General features: G+C 75.5%; 21 protein-coding genes. 7 read left to right on the plus strand and 14 right to left on the minus strand.

Annotation, left to right across the window (positions count from 1 at the left end; genetic code table 11):
- Positions 1-18: 18 nt before the first annotated feature.
- The 4 genes from FN207_RS06235 to FN207_RS06250 all read right to left on the minus strand — a co-directional run bounded on the left by FN207_RS06235 (position 19) and on the right by FN207_RS06250 (position 4,199).
- Positions 19-1,215: an acyl-CoA dehydrogenase family protein gene (locus FN207_RS06235; RefSeq protein WP_142457471.1), complete on the minus strand. Its 1,197-nt coding sequence runs from the start codon at positions 1,213-1,215 to the stop codon at positions 19-21.
- 151 nt (positions 1,216-1,366) lie between these two features.
- Complete coding sequence (locus FN207_RS06240; RefSeq protein ID WP_142457472.1) at positions 1,367-2,320, minus strand: HpcH/HpaI aldolase/citrate lyase family protein; 954 nt, start codon at positions 2,318-2,320, stop codon at positions 1,367-1,369.
- Between the two features lie 74 nt (positions 2,321-2,394).
- A complete protein-coding gene (locus FN207_RS06245; protein WP_246065808.1) occupies positions 2,395-3,324 on the minus strand; it encodes a DMT family transporter in 930 nt (309 codons plus the stop codon).
- Complete coding sequence (locus FN207_RS06250; RefSeq protein ID WP_142457473.1) at positions 3,321-4,199, minus strand: PhzF family phenazine biosynthesis protein; 879 nt, start codon at positions 4,197-4,199, stop codon at positions 3,321-3,323. Before FN207_RS06250 ends, FN207_RS06245 begins: the two co-directional genes overlap by 4 nt.
- Positions 4,200-4,223: 24 nt before the next feature.
- Between FN207_RS06250 and FN207_RS06255 the strand changes: the two genes are divergently transcribed.
- On the plus strand, positions 4,224-5,462 hold the full coding sequence (locus FN207_RS06255; RefSeq protein WP_142457474.1) for a magnesium transporter MgtE N-terminal domain-containing protein: 1,239 nt from the start codon (positions 4,224-4,226) through the stop codon (positions 5,460-5,462).
- On the plus strand, positions 5,455-5,988 hold the full coding sequence (locus tag FN207_RS06260; protein ID WP_142457475.1) for a DUF1003 domain-containing protein: 534 nt from the start codon (positions 5,455-5,457) through the stop codon (positions 5,986-5,988). Before FN207_RS06255 ends, FN207_RS06260 begins: the two co-directional genes overlap by 8 nt.
- A 3-nt stretch (positions 5,989-5,991) precedes the next feature.
- On the opposite strand, the gene FN207_RS06265 is transcribed toward FN207_RS06260, so the two are convergent.
- Genes FN207_RS06265 through FN207_RS06280 form a run of 4 tightly spaced genes read right to left on the minus strand, consistent with a single transcriptional unit; the run spans position 5,992 to position 8,293 of the window.
- Complete coding sequence (locus tag FN207_RS06265; protein ID WP_142457476.1) at positions 5,992-6,627, minus strand: DUF6518 family protein; 636 nt, start codon at positions 6,625-6,627, stop codon at positions 5,992-5,994.
- A complete protein-coding gene (locus tag FN207_RS06270; RefSeq protein ID WP_221888073.1) occupies positions 6,569-7,291 on the minus strand; it encodes a GNAT family N-acetyltransferase in 723 nt (240 codons plus the stop codon). The genes FN207_RS06265 and FN207_RS06270 overlap by 59 nt, the downstream gene beginning before the upstream one ends.
- Position 7,292: 1 nt before the next feature.
- Complete coding sequence (locus tag FN207_RS06275) at positions 7,293-7,610, minus strand: AzlD domain-containing protein (protein ID WP_142457477.1); 318 nt, start codon at positions 7,608-7,610, stop codon at positions 7,293-7,295.
- A complete protein-coding gene (locus FN207_RS06280) occupies positions 7,607-8,293 on the minus strand; it encodes an AzlC family ABC transporter permease (RefSeq protein ID WP_142457478.1) in 687 nt (228 codons plus the stop codon). Before FN207_RS06280 ends, FN207_RS06275 begins: the two co-directional genes overlap by 4 nt.
- A gap of 222 nt (positions 8,294-8,515) precedes the next feature.
- Between FN207_RS06280 and FN207_RS06285 the strand changes: the two genes are divergently transcribed.
- A complete protein-coding gene (locus tag FN207_RS06285; protein ID WP_142457479.1) occupies positions 8,516-9,676 on the plus strand; it encodes an Mrp/NBP35 family ATP-binding protein in 1,161 nt (386 codons plus the stop codon).
- A gap of 137 nt (positions 9,677-9,813) precedes the next feature.
- On the opposite strand, the gene FN207_RS06290 is transcribed toward FN207_RS06285, so the two are convergent.
- The 4 genes from FN207_RS06290 to sigE all read right to left on the minus strand — a co-directional run bounded on the left by FN207_RS06290 (position 9,814) and on the right by sigE (position 13,162).
- Complete coding sequence (locus FN207_RS06290; protein WP_142457480.1) at positions 9,814-10,215, minus strand: twin-arginine translocase TatA/TatE family subunit; 402 nt, start codon at positions 10,213-10,215, stop codon at positions 9,814-9,816.
- Positions 10,216-10,265: 50 nt separating this feature from the next.
- Complete coding sequence (locus tag FN207_RS06295; RefSeq protein WP_142457481.1) at positions 10,266-11,891, minus strand: S1C family serine protease; 1,626 nt, start codon at positions 11,889-11,891, stop codon at positions 10,266-10,268.
- Positions 11,892-11,993: 102 nt separating this feature from the next.
- A complete protein-coding gene (locus FN207_RS06300; RefSeq protein WP_142457482.1) occupies positions 11,994-12,566 on the minus strand; it encodes an anti-sigma factor family protein in 573 nt (190 codons plus the stop codon).
- Complete coding sequence (sigE, locus tag FN207_RS06305) at positions 12,563-13,162, minus strand: RNA polymerase sigma factor SigE (RefSeq protein ID WP_246065809.1); 600 nt, start codon at positions 13,160-13,162, stop codon at positions 12,563-12,565. The genes FN207_RS06300 and sigE overlap by 4 nt, the downstream gene beginning before the upstream one ends.
- A 192-nt stretch (positions 13,163-13,354) precedes the next feature.
- Here sigE and FN207_RS06310 point away from each other — a divergent pair, with 192 nt between their 5' ends.
- On the plus strand, positions 13,355-14,011 hold the full coding sequence (locus FN207_RS06310) for an O-methyltransferase (protein ID WP_142457484.1): 657 nt from the start codon (positions 13,355-13,357) through the stop codon (positions 14,009-14,011).
- Here the strand turns inward: FN207_RS06310 and FN207_RS06315 are convergent.
- Entirely contained in the window at positions 14,008-14,565 is a 558-nt protein-coding gene (locus FN207_RS06315; protein ID WP_142457485.1) for a 2'-5' RNA ligase family protein, read from the minus strand. The two genes, FN207_RS06310 and FN207_RS06315, sit on opposite strands and share 4 nt — an antisense overlap.
- Before the next feature lie 12 nt (positions 14,566-14,577).
- Positions 14,578-15,798 carry a glucose-1-phosphate adenylyltransferase gene (gene glgC, locus FN207_RS06320; RefSeq protein WP_142457486.1) on the minus strand — a complete coding sequence of 407 codons (1,221 nt, stop codon included), beginning with the start codon at positions 15,796-15,798 and terminating at the stop codon, positions 14,578-14,580.
- A 73-nt stretch (positions 15,799-15,871) separates the two neighbouring features.
- Here glgC and glgA point away from each other — a divergent pair, with 73 nt between their 5' ends.
- Genes glgA through FN207_RS06335 form a run of 3 tightly spaced genes read left to right on the plus strand, consistent with a single transcriptional unit; the run spans position 15,872 to position 18,954 of the window.
- On the plus strand, positions 15,872-17,044 hold the full coding sequence (gene glgA / locus FN207_RS06325) for a glycogen synthase (RefSeq protein WP_142457487.1): 1,173 nt from the start codon (positions 15,872-15,874) through the stop codon (positions 17,042-17,044).
- A 34-nt stretch (positions 17,045-17,078) separates the two neighbouring features.
- On the plus strand, positions 17,079-18,179 hold the full coding sequence (locus FN207_RS06330; protein ID WP_221888074.1) for a hypothetical protein: 1,101 nt from the start codon (positions 17,079-17,081) through the stop codon (positions 18,177-18,179).
- A gap of 40 nt (positions 18,180-18,219) precedes the next feature.
- Positions 18,220-18,954, plus strand: coding sequence for a GAF domain-containing protein (locus tag FN207_RS06335; RefSeq protein WP_246065810.1), 735 nt, complete (start codon positions 18,220-18,222; stop codon positions 18,952-18,954).
- Positions 18,955-19,019: the final 65 nt, after the last annotated feature.

A 19,019-nucleotide genomic window follows, 5' to 3' on the forward strand; every position in this document is an offset into this window, starting at 1 on the left:
CGGGCCGCTCGTCGTCGCTCAGCGCTTGAGGCCGTACTCCTTGAGCAGGCCGCGGCTGATGATCGTCTTCTGGATCTCGCTGGTGCCCTCGCCGATGAGCAGGAACGGCGCCTCGCGCATGAGCCGCTCGATCTCGTACTCCTTGGAGTAGCCGTAGCCGCCGTGGATGCGGAAGGACTGCGTGGTCACCTCGGCGCAGTACTCGCTGGCGATGAGCTTGGCCATGCCGGCCTCGACGTCGTTGCGCTTGCCGGCGTCCTTGAGGCGGGCGGCGTTGACCATCATCAGGTGGGCGGCCTCGACCTTGGTGGCCATCTCGGCGAGCTGGAAGGCGATCGCCTGGTGCTGGACGATCGGCTTGCCGAAGGTCTCCCGCTGCTGGGCGTACTCGACGGCCAGCTCGAAGGCGCGGATGGAGATGCCGCAGGCCCGGGCGGCGACGTTCACGCGGCCCACCTCGACGCCGTCCATCATCTGCGCGAAGCCGCGGCCGGGCTCTCCGCCGAGGATCGTGTCCGCGCCGATGCGGTAGCCGTCGAACACCAGCTCGGTGGTGTCGACGCCCTTGTAGCCCATCTTGTCGATCTTGCCGGGGATGGTCAGGCCCGGGGCGACGGTGCCGAAGCCGGCCGGCTTCTCCACCAGGAACGTCGTCAGGTTCTGGTGGGCCTTGTCCGCGCCGAGGTCGGTGCGCACCAGCGTGGCCACGAGCGTCGAGGACCCGCCGTTGGTCAGCCACATCTTCTGGCCGTCGATGACGTAGTCGTCGCCGTCCTTCACGGCCTTGGTGCGGATGCCGGCGACGTCGGACCCCAGGCCCGGCTCGGACATCGAGAACGCGCCGCGGACCTCGCCGGTGGCCATGCGCGGGAGGAAGTGCTCCTTCTGCTCCTGCGTGCCGTGCTGGCGGATCATGTAGGCGACGATGAAGTGGGTGTTGATGACACCCGAGACGCTCATCCAGCCGCGGGCGATCTCCTCGACCACCAGCGCGTAGGTCAGCAGCGACTCCCCGAGGCCGCCGTACTCCTCGGGGATCATCAGCCCGAAGATGCCGAGCTCCTTGAGCCCCTCGACGATCTCGGTCGGGTACTCGTCGGCGTGCTCGAGGGCCTGCGCGTGCGGGATGATCTCCTTGTCCACGAAGCTCCTGACCGTCGACAGGATCTCCTGCTGGATGTCGGTCAGGTCGGCGGTCTGCGCCAGTCGGGCCACGCTCACTCCTCGGGACTCCGGTGTCCGGTTGCTACCGGCGAGTATGGGCGAGGCGCTCCGGCCCGTCGCCGTGTCCCCGGTCACGACTCCCGCAGACGACGACGGCCCGCCCGGGGGGTCTCCCGGGCGTGCCGTCCCGGGTCGGCGCGGCTCAGCTCTCCGGCGGGGTGAACGTCGAGGTGCGGCTCATGCCGGCCGCGCGGCCCTTGCCCGCGATGACCAGCGCCATCTTGCGGCTGGCCTCGTCGATCATCTCGTCGCCGAGCATCGCCGAGCCCTTCTTGCCGCCGGCCTCCGACGTGTACCAGTCGTAGGCGTCGAGGATCAGCTCGGCGTGGTCGTAGTCCTCCTGCGACGGCGCGTAGATCTCGTTGGCGGCGTCGATCTGGCCCGGGTGCAGCACCCACTTGCCGTCGAAGCCGAGGACCGCCGAGCGCTTGGCGACCTCGCGGAAGGCGTCGACGTCGCGCACCTGCAGGAACGGCCCGTCGATGGCCTGCACGCCGCGGGCGCGGGCGGCCATGAGGATCTGCATGAGGATGTAGTGGAACGGGTCGCCCGGGTAGTCCGGGTGTAGCGCGCCCACGACCAGCGACTTCATGTTGATGCTGGCCATGAAGTCGGCCGGGCCGAAGATGATCGTCTCGATCCGCGGGCTGGCGAAGGCGATGTCGTTGACGTTGATCAGGCCCTGCGCGGTCTCGATCTGCGCCTCGATGCCGATCCGCCCGACCTCCAGGCCGTTGGCCTTCTCGATCTGGCTGAGCAGGAAGTCCAGCGCCGCCACCTGATGGGCGTCGACGACCTTCGGCAGCATGATGCAGTCGAGGTTGGCACCGGCGCCCTCGACCACCTCGATGACGTCGCGGTAGGTCCACTCCGTCGTCCAGTCGTTGACCCGGACCGTGCGGATCTTCTCGCCCCAGCCGCCCTCGTTGAGCGCCGCGACGATGTTCTTGCGCGCGCCCGGCTTGGCCAGCGGCGCGCACGCGTCCTCCAGGTCGAGGAACACCTGGTCGGCGGGCAGGCCCTTGGCCTTCTCGAGGAAGCGCGGGTTGCTGCCCGGCACGGCGAGGTTGGAACGACGGGATCGGAGCTCGGCCACGGTGCCTCCGCTGGTGTGTCGATGATCGGCCACCGGAGGGTAGCCAGGCGGCAGTGATGGCCATTTCTGCCGGGTCAGGTGACCGGCTCGACCGGCGTCGGTGGGCGGCTCGCCCGCACGACCAGTGCCACCCCGGCCACGACGGCGACCATCCCCGGCAGCGCGAGCAGCGGCGGGGTCTGCCCGAGCAGCACGAGCGCCACGAGCAGCGCGCCGGGCACCTCCAGCAGCACCGCGAGCCCCACCACGGTCGGCCCGACGCTGGACAGCACCAGGTTGAGCAGCGTGTGCCCGAGGATCTGCGCGCACACGGTGATCGCCGCGATCAGCCACCAGTCGCGGGCGCTGAACCCGGCGAGCGGGGTGGTGGTCACCAGCGCCGCGACGGCGAGCACGACCGCGCAGGTGGAGTAGCAGACGACGGAGTACGCCGACGTCGCCAGCCGCGTGCGGGCGCGCGCCCCGGCGAGCATGTAGCCGCCCGCGCAGATGGCGCCGAGCAGCGCCAGCCCGTCACCGGCCAGCGCCTCCAGGCTCACCGCGACGTCCACCCCGGCGATCAGGGCGGCCCCGACGACGGCGAGCCCGAGCCCGGCCCACACCTGCCCGGGCAGCCGCACGCCGGAGACGCGCGCGGCCAGCGCCGTCCAGATCGGGGTGGTGGTGACCAGCGCCGTCGACGCCGCGACGGTCGTCATCGACAGGCTGGGCAGCCACGCGGCGAAGTGCGCCGCGAGGAACAGCCCGGCGACCACGGAGCTGCCCAGGTCCCGGGCCCGCAGCCCGGTCAGCGTCGAGCGCTCGCGGCCGAACAGCACGGGGAGCAGCAGCGCCGCGCCGGCCGCGTTGCGCCAGAAGGCGATGGCGAGGAAGGAGGTGGTCACCAGCGCGGTCAGCGGGCCGGAGAACGACACCCCGACGACGGCGACCGCCATCAGCCCGACCTCGCGGGCGCCCGGGCGGTGGACCGCCCACGGGGACGGCGCGGTCGTCGTCTGGCTCATGGACGGCGGATGCGGCCGGCGGCCACCGGCACCACCGCGCCGGCCACCGTGGCCGCCGTCGCGCGGCCGGCCTCGGCGGTGACGGTGCAGGACAGCACCGACGGCCGCCCCATCGCCTCGCCCTGCCGCACGGTGTAGGACGACGTCCCCTCCGGCGCCACCAGCCCGGAGGCGACCAGCCACACGCCGGTGCCCAGCGCCGCGGAGCCGGTGGCCGGGTCCTCGCCCCAGTGCAGGTCGTTCGCGAAGACGCGCGCGTACGCGGTCGAGCCGTCCCAGGAGAGCACCGAGACGCCCTCCCCCACCCCGAAGGCGGCCAGCGCGGCGGGGTCCGGGGTCGCGCGGTCGACGACGCCCGGGTGCACGGCGAGGACGGCGAAGGGCAGGCCGCAGCCGGCGACGGACGCGGGCAGCCCGACGACGTCGGCCGCCGACAGTCCGAGCGCCCGGGCGAGGGCCGCCGGGTCGGGGCCGTCCTCGAGCGTCGGACGCCCGCCGGTCAGGGTGGCGCCGTCCTCGGTGACCTCGATCGGCAGCACGCCGGCGCCGCACTCCTGGTGCAGCGTCCCGGCGGGCAGCCGGCCGGTGCGCACCAGCGTGTGCGCGGCGCCGACGCTCGGGTGCCCGGCGAAGGGCAGCTCGGCGTAGGGCGTGAAGATCCGCACCCGGTAGGAGGCGCCGGGCTCGGTGGGCGCGCAGAGGAACGACGTCTCCGACAGCGCGAACTCGTTGGCCAGCGCCTGGCACTGCGCGGTGGTCAGGGAGTCGGCGTCGAAGACGACGGCCAGCGGGTTGCCGGCGAAGGCCCGCGACGCGAACACGTCGACGACCTCGTACTCCACGGACTCGAACTGGCCGGACCCCGGGTTCGCCACGGCCCCGACGGTAGCCTCGCGACCGTGAGCACGGTGACCAGGGCATACGTCTCCCGGCTCGCCGGACTCCCCGTCTTCGACCCCAACGGGGACCGCGTCGGGCGGCTGCGCGACGTCGTCGTGGCGCTGCGGGTGGGCACCGCCTGCCCGCGGGCGCTGGGCCTGGTCGTGGAGGTCGTGGCCCGCCGCCGGATCTTCGTGCCGATGGGCCGGGTGACCAGCATCGACCCGGGCGCGGTGGTGCTCGGCTCGGGCACGCTGAACCTCAAGCGCTTCGAGCAGCGGCGCGGCGAGACGCTGGTGCTCGGCGAGCTGCTCGACCGCTCGGTGACCATCCGCGAGTCGGGCCGGCCGGCCACCGTCGTCGACGCGGGGCTCGAGCAGCTGCGCACCGGCGACTGGGAGATCACCCGCCTCGCCGTCCAGGAGCCCGGCCGCATCGGCCGCCGCGGGCAGCTGCACCAGCTGACCTGGGCCGAGGTGTCGGGCCTCGCGCTGCCGGAGACCGGCCAGGGCACCGAGACGCTGCTGGCCACCTACCGCGAGCTCAACGCCGCCGACCTCGCGCACGCGCTGCAGGACCTGCCGATCAAGCGGCGGCACGAGGTGGCCGAGGCGCTCAGCGACCAGCGGCTGGCCGACGTGCTCGGCGAGCTGCCGGAGACCGAGCAGATCACCATCCTCGGGACCCTCGAGGAGGCCCGCGCCGCCGACGTCCTCGAGGAGATGGACCCCGACGACGCCGCCGACCTGCTCGCCGAGCTGTCCAACGTCGACCGCAACCGGCTGCTCGAGCTCATGGAGCCCGGCGAGGCCGAGCCGGTGCGCCAGCTGCTCAAGTACTCCGAGGACACCGCCGGCGGGATCATGACCAGCGAGCCGGTGATCCTCACGCCCGACGCGACGATCGCCGAGGCGCTGGCCCGCGTCCGGGAGCCCGAGCTGACCCCGGCGCTGGCCAGCCAGGTCTACGTGTGCCGGCCGCCGTCGGCCACCCCCACCGGGCGCTACCTCGGGCTGGCGCACATCCAGCGGCTGCTGCGCGAGCCGCCCTCGACGCTGGTCAGCGGTGTGCTCGACGACCTCGAGCCGCTGCGGCCGGAGGCGCCTCTGACCGAGGTCACCCGCTACTTCGCCACCTACAACCTGGTGGCCGCGCCGGTCGTCGACGAGCAGGGCCGGCTGGTGGGCGCGGTCAGCGTCGACGACGTCCTCGACCACCTGCTGCCCGAGGACTGGCGCGAGCGGGCCCGACGTGGCTGAGGGCCGGCGGCTCGACGTCCCCCGCGGCTCGGCGCGCAGCCTCACCAGCTATCTGCGGCTCGATCCCGACGCGGTCGGCCGCTTCGCCGAGGGCATCGCGCGCTTCCTCGGCACCGGCCGCTTCCTCGCCGTCCAGACGTTCATCGTGATCGTCTGGATCGCCCTGAACGTGTTCGCCGTGCGGCTGCGCTGGGACCCCTATCCCTTCATCCTGCTCAACCTGGCCTTCTCCACCCAGGCCGCCTACGCCGCGCCGCTGATCCTGCTGGCACAGAACCGGCAGGCCGACCGCGACCGCGTGCAGGCCGAGGAGGACCGGGCCCGGGCCGCGCAGACCCGCGCCGACACCGAGTACCTGGCCCGCGAGCTGGCCGCGCTGCGGGTCGCCATCGGCGAGCTGGCCACCCGCGACTTCATCCGCGGCGAGCTGACCCGGCTGGCCCCCGAGGCCTCCGACGAGGCCGACCGGCGGGAGCGCAAGGCGCGCAAGAAGGCCGAGCGGGAGCGGCACGAGTCGCTCGGCTGAGGCTCAGCCGAGCAGCGCCTGCAGCAGGTCGAGGCCGCGGGCGGCCAGCCAGGTGGCCGGCGCGAGGAACGCGAGCGCCCACAGCCGGGTGCGGGCCCGCCGCGGCAGGACGGCGACGAGCACCGCGGCGACGAGCACGTCGGCGCCCGCCTGGACCGGGTGGGCGGCGGCGTCGCCGAGCACCGCTCCCCCGCCCAGCACGATGCCCGCGGCGCCCGCCAGCAGCGCGCCGGGCAGCGGCCCGTCCCGCCGGGTGGCCCGGTGCACCGCGACGGCGACGGCCGGGACGGCGGTGAGCGAGAGCACCAGCCAGGCGCCGAGCAGCCGGCTCCAGCCGAAGCCGAGGACGAGGGCCGCCCACGCGTAGTAGGCCACGCTCATGACCGCGAAGAAGACAGCCGACCGGGTCGCCGCCGCCCGCGCCGACGGCGCCGCCCGGCCGAGCACGGCGACGGCGAGGACCCACAGCGCCGGGTAGCTGCCGAGGTCCGCGGCCCACGCCAGGCCCGACTCGTCGGCCGCCTTGGCCGCGACCCCGGCCAGCAGCCCGGCCAGTGCGGCGGCGAGCAGACGGGGCGGCTCAGCCGGAGAGGTCCTTGGCGAGGTGGACGAGCTCGAGGCCGGCGCTGACCCGTTCACGGCGTTCCTCCCGGTAGCCCGCCCGCCGGTACAGGCGGAGGTCGTCGGCGCCGGTGGAGAGCACCGCCCGGCGGGCGCCCGGCGTCCGCTCCACGGCGGCGAGCAGCGCGCTGCCGACGCCCCGGCCCCGGTGGTCGGGCGCCACGACCAGGTGGCCCACGGTGAGCACCCCGCCGTCGAGCGCGCCGCGCACCGCGCCCACCACCCGCGGTCCCACCGTGGCGGTCAGGACGGTACCGGCGGCGACGGCCGCGGCAACCTCCTCGAGCGTCTCGGCGAGGGGCCGGGTCTGCAGCTGCGCCTCCGAGCCGTGAGCGGCGAGCTGCAGGGTCAGCACCTCCCCCGCGCTGCCCGGCGCGGCCGGCCCGACGACGACGCCGTCGGACACCGCCGCGGTCGCGAGCTCGAGGTCGACGAAGGCGCCGATCATCGCCCGGTACACCCGCTCGACCACCTGCGGGCTGGCGCCGTGGGAGACCGCCCGCTCCCGCGCGCGGGCGACCACCTGCTCGACCCGGCCGGGCGCCCGCACGGCGGCGCCGTCCGCCTTCAGCCGGCCGGCCGCGCGCACCAGCTCCTCGCGGCGGGCCAGCAGCGCGACGACGTCGTCGTCGAGGCGGTCGATGGCGGCGCGGACGGCGGCGAGGTCCCCCGGCTCGGCCACGTCAGCCCCAGACCACGTGCACGAGGGCCCCGGTGGCGCCGGCCAGCACCAGGACGACGATGAACGGCGCGCGCAGCGCCAGCGCCACCGCCGCGACCGCGAGCCCGGCCAGGCGCCCGTCGACGACGAGGTCCTGCCCCGAGGCCACCGCCTGCACCGCCACCAGCGCGGCCAGCAGCGCGGCCGGCACGAAGGTGATCAGCCGGGTGATCCACGGCCGCTCCACCCACGCCGCCGGCACCGAGAGCCCCGCGAGCTTGAGCAGGTAGCAGCCCACCGACCCGACGAGCACCACCGTCCAGAGCGTGCCGCTGCTCACGCCGCCTCCCGTGGCCGCCCGGCGAGCGCCACCGCGACGACGGCGGTCACCACCTGCACGCCCGCGGGCACGAACGGCGTGAGCGCCAGCGCCACCACCGCCCCGCCGAGCGCCACCCGCCGGGCGACGGCCGGCTCCTCGGCGCCGGCGCGCAGCCGCGGCCACAGCAGGGCGAGGAAGGCCGCGGGGACGACGGCGTCCAGCGCCGCCTGCGCGGTCTCCCCCAGCGCGCCGGCCCCGAGCGCGCCGACCAGCGTGGTGGCGTTCCACACCGCGTAGATGGTGGCGCCGCCGGCGAGGAAGCCCAGACGGGCCAGACCGCGGTCGGGCGCGGCCACGGCCAGTGCCGTCGTCTCGTCGATGACCCAGTGCGCCAGCCCGAGCCGGCGCAGCAGCCCGCGCGGCGCGAGCAGGGGCGCCAGGCGGACGCCGTAGACGGTGTTGCGGGTGCCCAGCAGCAGGGCGCTGCCGATGGCCGCCGCCCCGCCGCCGCCGGCGCCCAGGACACCGACCAGCGCGAACTGCGAGGCGCCGGTGAACATCAGCAGCGACATGGCCAGCGCCTGCCAGGGGTCCAGGCCCGCGGCGTCGGCGGCCGCGCCGAAGGCGACGCCGTAGAGGCCGACGGCCACGCCCAGCCCGATCGCGTCGCGCAGGACGGCGGTCCGGGCGGGGGCGGGCACGGGTCCCGAGGCTAGTGACCCGCCCGGCGCCGGGAAGGGAGGCACCCGCCGGGGCGTTGACCTGCGAGGTGGTCGCGCCGGGTGCGCAGCACATCACCACCGCACCGGGGCGGCACCCGGTGCCCGCCGCCGTACAGTGGCAGGTGGCCCGGAGTGCAGGACGCCGCCGTGCGCGGCGAGTCGCGAGCCCGGGTCCCCCCGTCGAAGGAGACACATCCCCCCATGTCCGACACGCTGACCGGCTCGCCGGCGCTCGACGCCGTCAATGCCGCTCTGGCCACCGTCCAGGACCCGGAGATCAACCGTCCGCTGACCGACCTCGGGATGGTCAAGGACGTGCAGATCGGCGTCGGCGGCGACCCGGGCGCCGTGCGCGTCGAGGTCTACCTCACCGTGGCCGGCTGCCCCATGCGCGAGACCATCACCAACCGGGTGACCACCGCCGTGTCCGCCGTCCCCGGCGTGACGTCGGTGCAGGTCGGCCTGGACGTCATGAGCGACGAGCAGCGCGCCGAGCTGCGGAGGACCGTCCGCGGCAGCGACACGGCCGAGCCGGTCATCCCCTTCGCCCAGCCGGGCTCGCTGACCCGCGTCTACGCCGTCGCCTCCGGCAAGGGCGGCGTCGGCAAGTCCAGCGTCACGGTCAACCTGGCCGCCTCGCTGGCCAAGCGGGGCCTGTCGGTCGGCGTCGTGGACGCCGACATCTACGGCCACTCGGTGCCGCGCATGCTCGGCGTCGAGGACAAGCCGACCCAGGTCGACAACATGATCATGCCGCCGCAGTCGATGGGCGTGAAGGTCATCTCGATCGGCATGTTCACCCCGGGCAACACCCCGGTCGTGTGGCGTGGCCCGATGCTGCACCGCGCGCTGCAGCAGTTCCTCGCCGACGTGTGGTGGGGCGACCTCGACGTCCTGCTGCTCGACCTGCCCCCCGGCACCGGCGACGTCGCGATCTCCATCGCCCAACTGCTGCCCAACGCCGAGATCCTCGTGGTGACCACGCCGCAGCAGGCCGCCGCCGAGGTGGCCGAGCGGGCCGGCGCGATCGCCACGCAGACCCACCAGCAGGTGGTCGGCGTCATCGAGAACATGTCGTGGCTCGAGCTGCCCGACGGCACCCGCATGGAGGTCTTCGGCTCCGGCGGTGGCCAGGCGGTCTCCGACGCGCTGACCCGCACCCTCGGTGCCCGGGTCCCGCTGCTCGGCCAGATCCCGCTCGACACCCGGCTGCGGGAGGCCGGCGACGCCGGTGCGCCGATCGTGCTCGCCGACCCCGACACCCCCGCCGCGCAGGCGCTGACGAAGGTCGCCGACTCCCTCGCCGTCCGCCAGCGCGGGTTGTCCGGCATGTCGCTGGGGCTCACCCCCGTCCGCCGCTGACGCGCTGAACGAGAACGGCCCGGCTCCTCAGGGAGCCGGGCCGTTCCGCGTCTAAGGGGCTTTCTGCGGGTGTTGCTCGCGCTCCAGGGGTCCTACAGCACCCATAGAGCGCGAGGAACACCCCCAGAGCCGACAGATCACGTCGCGTCGACGTCGAAGGGCGGCGGGGCGCTCCGGTCGCGGTCGACGACGGCCGGCCGGGTCGCGGGCTTGACCAGGCTCGCCGCGGTCGCGCCCGCCGCCCGGGCCGGCGTCCCGGCGTCACCGCGGCGCACCGGCGGGGCCTCGTCGTCGTCGAACAGCTGCGCACGGATGAACGTCTTCGGGTGGTACTTGCGCAGGTCGAGGTCGCGCAGGCCGGCGAGGTCGTCACCGAGGGACTCGTCCACCTGCGCGCGCACCCCGGTGATCGCCTCGCGCACCTTCTTCAGCCCGGCAGCGGCGTCCCGCGCCAGGTGGGGCAACCGCTCGGGCCCGAAGATGAACAACGCGGCCAGCGCCAGGACGACGATCTCGCCCCAGCCGATCGAGTCGAACACGCGTCGCTCCCTCCTCCGCCGGTCCCAGGGTATTCGGCGCGCGATGACGGTCAGGCCTGGGCGAGGGTCGCCTCGACCGTCGTGGACGAGCCGCCGCGCACCAGCTCCACGGTCACCACGTCCCCGGGGGCGTGCGCGTCGACGGCCACGGCGAGCTCCTCGGAGCTGCCCACGGGCTGGTCGTCGACGCCGATGACGACGTCCTGCTCCTGGATGCCGGCGTCGGCCGCGGGGCTGCCCGGCTCCACGTTGAGGACCAGCGCGCCGTCGCGGGTGCCGTCGGTCACCGACCGGGTGTTGACCCCGAGGGTGGCGTGCACCGCGCTGCCGGTGGCGATGAGCTGCTCGGCGATGGTGCGGGCGGTGTCGATCGGGATGGCGAAGCCCAGGCCCACGCTGCCGCCGCCGAGCGAGGCGATCGCGGTGTTGATGCCGATGACCGCGCCGGTGGCGTCGACCAGCGCGCCGCCGGAGTTGCCCGGGTTGATCGGGGCGTCGGTCTGCACCGCGCTGATGACGGCGTTGGTGTCGCTGCCCTCACCCGCCAGCCGCACCGGCCGGTCGAGGGCGCTGACGATGCCGCTGGTCACCGTGCCGGCGAGGCCCAGCGGCGAGCCGATGGCCACCACCGGGTCGCCGACGACGACGTCGTCGGAGTCGCCGAGCGAGGCGGTGACCAGGCCGGGCTTCTCCACCTTGACGACGGCGATGTCGCTGGCCGGGTCGCGGCCGACGATGCGCGCCGCCGAACCGCTGCCGTCACTGAACACCGCCCGGATCTCCGCGCCCTCGACGCCGTCGGCGCCGGAGATGACGTGGTTGTTGGTGACGATGTAGCCGTTCTCGCCGTCGACGACGACGCCGGAGCCGGTGGCGCCGGCGTCGCCGATGCGCACCTCGATGGACACGACGGCCGGCGTCACGGTCTCGGCGATGTCGGACACCGAGCCCGGCTCGCGGGTGATGCCGTCGTCGGTCTCGGTCAGCGTGGTGCCCGGCGCCAGCAGCGGCGTCTCGCTCGCCTCGCGGGTGAGCAGGTAGCCCACGCCGCCGCCGAGCGCGCCGGCGAGCAGGACGGCCAGCACGACGAGCACGGCCACGCGCACCGACAGGTCGCGCAGCCGCAGCTTCCTGCGGCCCTTCCGGTCGACGACGACCGGGCCCTCCTGCTCGGACTCCTCCTCGAACACCGCGGGGCCGGTGAGACCGGCCGGGGCGTGCGGGTCGCGCCAGGGGTCGCTCTTCGCGTCGGGCTTCCACCACGGACCGGCCGACGTGCGGCGGCGTCCGGGACGGCCGCCGGGCGGCTCCTGCAGCCCGGCCTGTCCGGCCGGCGCGCGGAAGGCGCGCAGCACGGCCTCCGGCGGCGGCGGGGGTACCGGCCGCGGCGGCAGGCCGGGGCGGTCGCCGGAGAAGCTGCCGGGCACCGCGGCCGGGCGGCCGAAGGCGGCGGCCTGCGCGGGGCTGGGCTGCTGCTGCGCCGGCGCCGTCGCGGGCCGCGGCTGCTCCGGCGGGTCGAACGGGCCGGTGGCCCCGGCGGGCCGGGCGAAGACCGCGTCCTGGGCACGCTCGCTCTCGCGGGCGGCGACCGGCGGGCGGACGACGGCCTCGACGGTGCGGTCGCCGTCGCGGGGCTCGGAGGGACCGGTCTCGCGGGCGTCGTCGGGTGCGGTCACGGGTACAGGGTCCTCCCCGGACCTGTCAGCGGACGGGACTGGCGGTGCAGCGCGACGGTACCCGCCGGCGGACCGCGGATCCCCGGATCGCCGACCGCGGGCTCAGGGAGTGGCGCCGCCGGCGGGCGGCTGCCCGGCCAGGGTGCGCACGACCGGCGGCACGACCTCGGTGCGCTCGTCGGGCGCGGAGGGCCCCGCCACCGACGGCGGGGTCCCGGTCCGGTCCTCGGCGGGGTCGGGCAGGTTCACCGCGAGGACCGCGACGCCGAGGCCCAGCCCGGCGAGGGTGCCGGCGACGCTGCGGCGCAGCCAGCGCGCCTGGTGCGGTGAGGAGGGCCGCGTCGGCGGGTCGTCGAGCGAGACGGTCCAGCGTCCGGAGGACCCGGAGACGGTGAGCTGGCCGGGGCCGGCGGTCACCGTGCCGAGCCCGCCGCCGCCGGGGACGTCGGCGGTGAAGGGGATGGCGCACAACCGCGACAGCAGGTCACCGGGGACGGTGACGTCGGAGGCGGCGTGCAGCGCGTCCTTGGCCTCGCGCTGCGCCTGCACGAGCATCCGGCACTCCAGGCAGCCGGCCAGGTGCCGGGCGGCGCGGGCGGCCGGGCCGCTGGCCAGCTCGCCGTCGACCAGCGCGGCGATGGCCTCCTGGGCCAGGTGGCTCTCCGGCAGGCTCATGCGGGAGCTCCCGGTGCCGCCATCCCGCGCGGCGCGAGGTGGGCCAGGGCGGCGCGCAACTGCACCCGGCCGCGGTGGATGCGGCTGCGGACGGTGCCGAGCTTGATGCCGAGGGTCGCCGCGATCTCCTCGTAGGTGAGGCCCTCGATGTCGCAGAGGACCACGGCCACGCGGAACTCCGGCGACAGCGCGTCGAGCGCCGCCTGGATCTGCGGGTCGAGGTGGGTGTCGGCGTAGACCTGCTCGGGGCTGGGCGAGGTGCCCGGGAGCCGCTCGGTGTCCTCCGGCAGCGCGTCGAAGCGGATCCGCTGACGGCGCCGGACCATGTCGAGGAACAGGTTCGTGGTGATGCGGTGCAGCCAGCCCTCGAAGGTGCCGGGCGAGAAGTCGGCGAGGGAGCGGAAGACCCGGACGAACGTCTCCTGCGTGAGGTCCTCGGCGTCCTGGGCGTTGCCCGAGAGCCGGTACGCGAGGCGGTACACCCGCGCCGAGTGGTCCCGCACGACCTGCTCCCAGGTCGGGGCCACCCACACCTCGCCGGCGCCGGACGCGGCCGACTGCTGGTCGGCGGCAGGGGGGACGGCGGCCTCGGTCACGTCCTCAGTATCGCGGACGCGCACGCTGCCGACCTCCCCCGTGGGATGGACGGGGACGGCGGCACGCTCGGGTGTCACGTCGGCATCAACGGGCGGCGCCGTGTTCCGTGTTCCCGCCTGCCGGTCTTGCCAGGTTCCTCACAGGTTCGCCTCCCCGGCCACACCCCGTGGTCGCACTACCCTCGCCCGGTGATGAGCGCCCGGGGACCGTCGCACGCCGGCGGGACCGGGGGCGCCGCCTGGGCCGACCGCTACGCCGCGGAGGACCCCGTGCTCGCCGCGGCGCGCACCCGGGCCGCGGCCCTCGGCGGACCGCCCCCGCCCGAGCCGTCGGCGGGCGCCACCCTCGCCGTCCTGGCCGCCGGGGCCGGCGCCCGGGCGGTCGTGTCCGTGGGCAGCGGTGGCGGCGTCGTCGGCCTGTGGCTGCTGCGCGGCATGCGTCCCGACGGCGTCCTCACCGCCCTCGACGGCGACCCCGAGCAGCTGCGCGGCGCACGGCGGGCCTTCACCGAGGCCGGCGTCCCCGCGGGCCGGACCCGGCTGATCTTCGGCACCCCCGCCGAGGTGCTGCCCCGGCTGTCCCCGGGCGCCTACGACCTCGTCGTCTGCGCCGGTCCGCCCACCGAGTACGCCGCGCACCTCGCGGCGCTGCTCGGGCTGCTGCGCACCGGCGGGACGCTGGCCTGCCACGGCCTGCTCGCCGGGGACCGCATCGGTGAGCGCGCGGCCCGCGACCCCGAGACCGTCACCTGGCGCGACCTGGCCCGCAGCGTCCGCGAGGACGAGCAGCTGACCTCCGCCGTCCTGCCCATCGGGGCCGGCCTGCTGGTGGCCACCCGGCGCGCCTAGCCGGCGAACGGGTGCTCGGCGAGCGGCTCCCACGGGCCGCCGAGGTAGCGCCACAGCCCCAGCCCGCGGGCGGGGACCTCGGCGGGGACGAACTCCGCGGCCAGCCGGTCGCGCAGCGCCCGGGCCACCGCCGGCTCCACCTTGTTCTGCACGGTCACGTGCGCCGACAGCCGCTGGCGGTCCTGCGGGGTCAGCCACGGGTCGAACTCCGCCGACAGCCCTGCGTGCAGGGCCGAGAGCTCCGGCGCGGCCAGCCGGTAGGCCACCCCGCGGCCGAGCAGCTGCACGCCGGTCACGGCGACGGCGAACGGCGGCCGGGTGGCCACCCCGGCGAGCGAGGCGTCGACGGCGGCGCGCTGCTCGCCGGGCAGGGCGTGGAAGAGCGTCACGTGCGCCGCCAGGTGGTTGCGCCCGGCCGGGAAGTGCTCGGCCCGCAGCCGGTCGAACCGCGCCTGCGCCTCCGCCTCCAGCAGGAGAGTGACTATCAGAGGTGACGTGCTGGAACGGCCCTCGTGCAGGGGCCCGCTCCGAGCGGAGCGAGGGGTGGGGGGCACGGGGGTCCTTCGTCAGACGTGGGCCCGGGCTCCCTTGCCGAGGACGGTCACGCCGCCCGCACTGACGTGGTAGTGGGCGCGGTCGCCCTCGGTGTCGACGCCGATGCGCGCCCACGGCGGCACGACGACGTTCTTGTCGAGGATCGCCCGCCGGACGTAGGCGCCCTCGCCGATCTGGACGCCGTCCATGAGCACGCTGTCCTCGACCCGGGCGCCGCGGTCGACGCGCACGCCGGGCGAGACCACGGAGTTGTGCACCGACCCGCCGCCGATGATCGCGCCGGCGCTGACCATCGACTCCTCGGCCCGCCCGCCCAGCACGAACTTCGCCGGCGGCTGCTGCGGCGGCAGGGTGAGGATCGGCCAGCGGTCGTTGTAGAGGTTGAACACCGGCGTCACCGACACCAGGTCCATGTGCGCGTCGAAGTAGGAGTCGATCGTCCCGACGTCGCGCCAGTAGCCGTGGTCGCGGTCGCTGGCGCCCGGGACGATGTTGGTGGAGAAGTCGTAGACGTAGGCCTCACCGGCGTCGGCCAGCATCGGCATGATCGAGCCGCCCATGTCGTGCGCGGAGTCGGCGTCCTCGGCGTCGGCGCGCAGGGCCTCCAGCAGCGCGTCGGTGGTGAAGACGTAGTTGCCCATGGAGGCGAAGGACTCCTCCGGGCTGTCCGGCAGTCCCGGCGGGTCGGCCGGCTTCTCGAGGAAGCCGCGGACCCTGCCGTCGGCGGCCGCGTCGATGACGCCGAACTCGGTGGCCTCGTGCCGCGGCACCCGCAGCCCGGCGATGGTCACGCCCGCCCCGGTCTGCACGTGCTGGTCGATCATCTGACCCGGGTCCATCCGGTAGACGTGGTCGGCGCCGAAGACGACGACGATGTCGGGCCGCGCGTCGTAGATGAGGTTCAGGCTCTGCAGGATCGCGTCGGCGCTGCCGGTGTACCAGCGCGGGCCGAGCCGCTGCTGCGCCGGCACCGGGGTGATGAAGTTGCCCAGCAGGTTCGACATCCGCCACGTGGTGGTGATGTGCCGGTCGAGGCTGTGGCTCTTGTACTGCGTGAGGACGGCGATCTGCCGGATCTCGGCGTTGACCAGGTTGGACAGCACGAAGTCGATGAGCCGGTAGTTGCCGCCGAAGGGCACCGCCGGCTTGGCGCGGTCCTGGGTCAGGGGCGCCAGGCGCTTGCCCTCACCACCGGCCAGGACGATGCCGAGCACTCGAGGACCGCCACGCATGTCAGGAACGTAGCCGCTGGGCGGGGTCCGCGTCCCCCCACCTCCACCCGCCCTGCCCCCTAGGGTGACCGGCGTGCGCATCGGCATCGTCACCCGCGAGTGGCCACCGGACGTCTACGGCGGTGCCGGCGTGCACGTCGAGCACCTCGTCGCTGCCCTCCGCTCGCTGCCGGCGGGGCCCGACCTGGAGGTGCACGCCTTCGGCGGTCCGCGCACCGACGCCCGCGGCTGGGCCGTCCCGCCAGGCCTCGCCGAGGCCAACGGCGCGCTGCAGGCGCTCGGCACCGACGTCGAGATCGCCGCGGCGCTCGGCGGGGTCGACCTCGTGCACAGCCACACCTGGTACGCCAACGGCGCGGGCCTGCTGGCCGCCCTCGTGCACGGCGTTCCGCACGTGGTGACCGCGCACTCGCTGGAGCCGCGCCGGCCCTGGAAGGCCGACCAGCTCGGCGGCGGCTACCGGCTCTCCTCCTGGGTGGAGCGCACGGCCTACCTCGCCGCCGACGCGGTGGTCGCGGTCAGCAACGGCATGCGTGCCGACGTCCTCGACGCCTATCCCGACCTCGACCCGGCCCGCGTGCACGTCGTCGGCAACGGGGTCGACGCCGAGGCCTACCGGCCCACGCCGGCGCCCGACGTCGTCCGCTCGCTCGGGGTGGACCCCGACCGGCCGTACGCGCTGTTCGTCGGCCGGATCACGCGGCAGAAGGGCGTCGTCCACCTGCTCCGGGCCGCCGAGCAGCTGCCGCCCGACGCCGGGCTGGTGCTGTGCGCCGGCGCCGCCGACACCCCGGCCGAGCGCCAGCAGGTCGCCGACGCGGTGGCCGAGCTGCAGGCCCGCCGGCCGGGCGTCGTCTGGATCGAGGCGATGCTGCCGCGCGAGCAGCTCGTGCCGCTGATCACCGGCGCGACGGTGTTCGTCGTCCCGTCGGTCTACGAGCCGCTGGGCATCGTCAACCTCGAGGCCGCCGCCTGCGGCACCGCGGTGGTCGCGAGCGCCGTCGGCGGGATCCCGGAGGTCGTCGCCGACGGCGAGACCGGCCTGCTGGTCCCCTACGACCCCGACGACGTCGCCGCGTTCGAGGCCGGTCTCGCCGCGCGCGTCACCGAGCTGCTGCACGACCCCGCGCGCGCCGCGCGGATGGGCGCCGCCGGCCGCGAGCGGGTGCTGTCGGAGTTCGGCTGGCCGGCGATCGCCCAGCAGACCGTGCAGGTGTACTCGGCCGTGCTGGAGGCCCGCGGCTGAACCCGCCGGGCGCCGGATGGGAAGCTGTCCCGTCGTGACCGCCGCCCGACCGTCGCCCGCCGGACCGTCTTCCGCCGGAGCGGACGCCGCACCGGCCGACGTCGTCGTCGGGCTCGTGGCCGCGCCCGGCGCCCCGGCCGAGCTGGCCGGCGAGCTGGCCGCCGACCTGACCGGCGCGCTGCGCGAGCGCCACCCCGACGTCGCGTGGGACCTGCGGGTGGTCGAGGACGGCCTGGTCCGGCCCCCGGCCGACGACGCGGAGATCGTCGGCGCCGCTCGCGACCGGCTGCTGGCCGAGGAGTGGGACCTCGCCGTCGTCGTCACCGACCTGCCGCTGTCGGTGGACCGGCGGACGGTCGTGGCCCACGCCAGCCCGGTGCACGGCGTCGCAGTGCTGTCACTGCCGGCCCTGGGTGCGGTGGGCCGGCGCCGGCGCGCGCTGCAGACGACGCTCGGGCTGGTCCGCACCCTGCTCGGTGACGACGCCGACGGCGAGGGCGACCCGGCCGCGCTGCGCCGCCGGGTGCGCGAACTGGCCGCCGACCCCGCCGACACCGCCGAGGGCGTGCGGTTCACCGCCCGGGTCCTCACGGGCAACCTGCGGCTGCTCGTCGGCATGGTGCGCGCCAACCGGCCGTGGCGGCTGACCATCCAGCTGTCCCGCGCGCTGACGGCGGCGGTCGCGGCCGGCGTGTTCGCCCTGGTGACCGCCGACATCTGGCGGCTGGCCGACCGGTTCGGCCTGCTGCGCCTGTCGGCGGTCGGGCTCGGCTCGGTGGTGGCGATCTGCGCGACCCTCGTGGTCGGCGCGGAGCTGTGGGAGCGGACCCGCTCGCGGCGGGTGCGCAAGCAGGTGGCGCTGTTCAACCTGGCCACCACCGCGACCGTGGTCATCGGGGTGCTGACGTTCTACGCCGCGCTGTTCGCCCTCGCTCTGGCCGGGTCCCTGCTGCTGGTGCCCGCGGGCCTGTTCGCCGAGGGCCTGGGGCACCCGGCGCGGATCGGCGACTACCTGGAGCTGGCCTGGCTGACCAGCTCGCTGGCGACCGTCGGCGGCGCGCTGGGCGCGGGCCTGGAGTCCGACGAGGCGGTCCGCGGGGCCGCCTACACGCACCGGCCCGACGCGGCAGGGTGACCGACGTGGTCCGGGGGGCCGACACGGGCGAGGATGACGTGTGACCATCGCCACACGGTTCGCCGCCGCGCTCGACGCGGAGACCTCCCGTGGCCCCGGACCGTCCGAGCTGCTCCCCGTCCGGCTGGCCCGGGCGTGCGTCACCACGCTGGGCGTCGACGGCGCGGGACTGTCGGTGGTCGACGCCTCCGGCACCCGCATCCCGCTCGGGTCGAGCACCACCCACGCCGCGTGCGCCGAACGGCTGCAGTTCACCGTCGGCGCGGGGCCGTGCTGGGAGGCCTCGGCGACCCGGCAGCCGGTCTTCGCCCTGCACGAGGACCTGCGGCGCCGCTGGGCGGCCTTCGCCGACCTGCTCACCACCGAGACGCCGTTCCGCGCGATCGTGGCCCTCCCGCTGCGCGAGGACCTCGCCGGGGCCGGGGCGCTGGACCTCTACTTCACCGACGACGCGCGGGTGCCCGGCCTCGACGTCTTCGCGGCCATGGCCGTCGGCGAGCTCGTCACCGCCGCCCTGAGCGAGGCCGCCGTCTGGTCGGAGTGGCCGGCCGACCGCGGACCCGACTGGCTGCACGGTCCCGATGCCCGCCGCCGGGCCGCCGTGCTGCGGGCCGCCGGCCGGGCGGCGATGGCGCTGGAGACCGACCCGGCCACCGCGCTGGACCTCCTGCGCGCCGCCGCCTACGCCGAGGGGCGCAGCCTCGAGGACGTCGCCGAGGACCTCGAGCACGGCCGGCTCGACGTCGCCCGGCTCGCGCCCGGCCGCGGCCCCTGACGCCGGCCGTGTGACCGTTCCCGCAGGTCAGCCGCGGAATCCGGGCCTCCGGGCGGGTGCTGTAC

This window comes from Geodermatophilus aquaeductus (assembly GCF_900182545.1).
Classification (GTDB): domain Bacteria; phylum Actinomycetota; class Actinomycetes; order Mycobacteriales; family Geodermatophilaceae; genus Geodermatophilus; species Geodermatophilus aquaeductus.

Coding starts and splice junctions, on each gene's coding strand:
- glgC (WP_142457486.1), bottom strand. CDS start 15,798: ATGCGTGGCGGTCCTCGAGTGCTCGGCATCGTCCTGGCCGGTGGTGAG.
- FN207_RS06310 (WP_142457484.1), top strand. CDS start 13,355: ATGAGCGCCCGGGGACCGTCGCACGCCGGCGGGACCGGGGGCGCCGCC.
- FN207_RS06300 (WP_142457482.1), bottom strand. CDS start 12,566: ATGAGCCTGCCGGAGAGCCACCTGGCCCAGGAGGCCATCGCCGCGCTG.
- FN207_RS06245 (WP_246065808.1), bottom strand. CDS start 3,324: ATGAGCCAGACGACGACCGCGCCGTCCCCGTGGGCGGTCCACCGCCCG.
- FN207_RS06285 (WP_142457479.1), top strand. CDS start 8,516: ATGTCCGACACGCTGACCGGCTCGCCGGCGCTCGACGCCGTCAATGCC.